This window comes from Weissella sp. DD23 (assembly GCF_001579105.1).
Classification (GTDB): domain Bacteria; phylum Bacillota; class Bacilli; order Lactobacillales; family Lactobacillaceae; genus Weissella; species Weissella cibaria.
Window position 1 is genome coordinate 1 of the sequence record NZ_KQ970406.1, and the last position, 2961, is coordinate 2961.

Below are 2961 nucleotides of genomic sequence, written 5' to 3' on the forward strand. Positions count from 1 at the left end.
GAAAGTTGATAGGTTAAGTTATTAAGGGCGCATGGTGGATGCCTTGGCACTAGGAGCCGATGAAGGACGGGACTAACACCGATATGCTTCGGGGAGCTGTAAGTAAGCTTTGATCCGGAGATTTCCGAATGGGGGAACCCAACTTGTTATGCAAGTTATCACCTAATGAATATATAGTTAGGTTGAAGGTAGACGTTGTGAACTGAAACATCTCATTAGCAACAGGAATAGAAAGAAAAATCGATACCGTCAGTAGCGGCGAGCGAAATCGGTAGAGCCCAAACCAAAGTGCTTGCACTTTGGGGTTGTAGGACTGACATTGTGGAGTTACAAAGTTAACATTTAGCAGAATCAGCTGGGAAGCTGAGCGAGACAGGGTGATAGCCCCGTATGCGAAAAATGTTGACCTCCCGTCAGGATCCTGAGTACGGCCGGACACGTGAAATCCGGTCGGAATCCGCGAGGACCATCTCGCAAGGCTAAATACTCCCTAGTGACCGATAGTGAACCAGTACCGTGAGGGAAAGGTGAAAAGCACCCCGGAAGGGGAGTGAAAAAGTTCCTGAAACCATGTGCCTACAAGAAGTTAGAGCCCGTTAATGGGTGATAGCGTGCCTTTTGTAGAATGAACCGGCGAGTTACGATAACGTGCAAGGTTAAGGTGGAAAGACCGGAGCCGTAGCGAAAGCGAGTCTGAAATGGGCGAATTAGTACGTTGTTGTAGACCCGAAACCAGGTGACCTACCCATGTCCAGGGTGAAGGTGCGGTAAAACGCACTGGAGGCCCGAACCCGTGCATGTTGAAAAATGCTGGGATGAGGTGTGGGTAGCGGTGAAATTCCAATCGAACTTGGAGATAGCTGGTTCTCTCCGAAATAGCTTTAGGGCTAGCCTCGGAATGTAGCGTGTTGGAGGTAGAGCACTGTTTTGGTGCGGGGCCCATCTCGGGTTACCAAATTAAGATAAACTCCGAATGCCAATCACGTATGTCCGGGAGTCAGACAGTGAGTGATAAGATCCATTGTCGAAAGGGGAACAGCCCAGATCGTCAGTTAAGGTCCCTAAGTGTGTGTTAAGTGGAAAAGGATGTGGAGTTGCATAGACAACTAGGATGTTGGCTCAGAAGCAGCCACCATTTAAAGAGTGCGTAATAGCTCACTAGTCGAGTGATTCTGCGCCGAAAATGTACCGGGGCTAAACACACCACCGAAACTACGGGTGCCACGTAAGTGGCGCGATAGGAGAGCGTTCTAAGGGCGATGAAGTCAGACCGTGAGGACTGGTGGAGCGCTTAGAAGTGAGAATGCCGGTATGAGTAGCGAAAGACAGGTGAGAATCCTGTCCACCGTATGACTAAGGTTTCCTGGGGAAGGCTCGTCCTCCCAGGGTTAGTCGGGACCTAAGGCGAGGCCGAAAGGCGTAGTCGATGGATAACAGGTTGAGATTCCTGTACCAGGTGAACATGTTTGAACGATGGAGGGACGCAGAAGGCTAACGGATCCCAGCTGCTGGATATGCTGGGTTAAATAATGAGTCTTAGATCGAGTTAAATGCTTTATCTTTTAAGGACAAGTTATGATGAGGACCGAAATAAAGTAGGGAAGTCCGTGATGTCACGCTGCCGAGAAAAGCTTCTAGTTAGTGTTTACCTGCCCGTACCGCAAACCGACACAGGTAGTCGAGGAGAGCATCCTAAGGTGAGCGAGTGAACTCTCGTTAAGGAACTCGGCAAAATGACCCCGTAACTTCGGGAGAAGGGGTGCTCAGCGAAAGCTGAGCCGCAGTGAATAGGCCCAGGCGACTGTTTATCAAAAACACAGGTTTCTGCAAAATCGTAAGATGACGTATAGGGGCTGACGCCTGCCCGGTGCTGGAAGGTTAAAAGGAGTGCTTAGCTTCGGCGAAGGTACGAATTGAAGCCCCAGTAAACGGCGGCCGTAACTATAACGGTCCTAAGGTAGCGAAATTCCTTGTCGGGTAAGTTCCGACCCGCACGAAAGGCGTAACGATCTGGGCACTGTCTCAACGAGAGACTCGGTGAAATTTAAATACCCGTGAAGATGCGGGTTACCCGCGACAGGACGGAAAGACCCCATGGAGCTTTACTGTAGCTTGATATTGAGTGTTTGTGCAGCTTGTACAGCATAGGTAGGAGCCGTTGATACCGGGACGCTAGTTTCGGTGGAGGCATCATTGGGATACTACCCTCGTTGTATGACCACTCTAACTCGCACCACTAAGCGTGGTGGAAGACAGTGTCTGGCAGGCAGTTTGACTGGGGCGGTCGCCTCCTAAAAGGTAACGGAGGCGCCCAAAGGTTCCCTCAGAATGGTTGGAAATCATTCGCAGAGTGTAAAGGCACAAGGGAGCTTGACTGTGAGACTTACCAGTCGAGCAGGTACGAAAGTAGGGCTTAGTGATCCGGTGGTTCCGCATGGAAGGGCCATCGCTCAACGGACAAAAGCTACCCTGGGGATAACAGGCTTATCTCCCCCAAGAGTCCACATCGACGGGGAGGTTTGGCACCTCGATGTCGGCTCATCGCATCCTGGGGCTGTAGTCGGTCCCAAGGGTTGGGCTGTTCGCCCATTAAAGCGGTACGCGAGCTGGGTTCAGAACGTCGTGAGACAGTTCGGTCCCTATCCGTCGCGGGCGTAGGAAATTTGAGAGGAGCTGCCCTTAGTACGAGAGGACCGGGGTGGACGTACCTCTGGTGTATCAGTTGTTCCGCCAGGAGCATCGCTGAGTAGCTATGTACGGATGAGATAAACGCTGAAAGCATCTAAGTGTGAAACTCGCCTCGAGATGAGATTTCCCATTCTTTATGAAGTAAGACCCCTCAGAGATGATGAGGTAGATAGGCTAGAAGTGGAAGTGCGGCGACGCATGGAGCGGACTAGTACTAATGGTTCGAGGACTTAACCAAGTTGAAAACGTGGTGTAAGGCTCAAACGAAGTTTG

Annotated in this window: 1 rRNA gene; it reads left to right on the plus strand. The window is 50.9% G+C overall.

The window, feature by feature from the left end:
* The first annotated feature begins 11 nt into the window (after window positions 1-11).
* Window positions 12-2926: ribosomal RNA gene (locus tag WEIDD23_RS11815) — 23S ribosomal RNA — on the plus strand.
* Window positions 2927-2961: the final 35 nt, after the last annotated feature.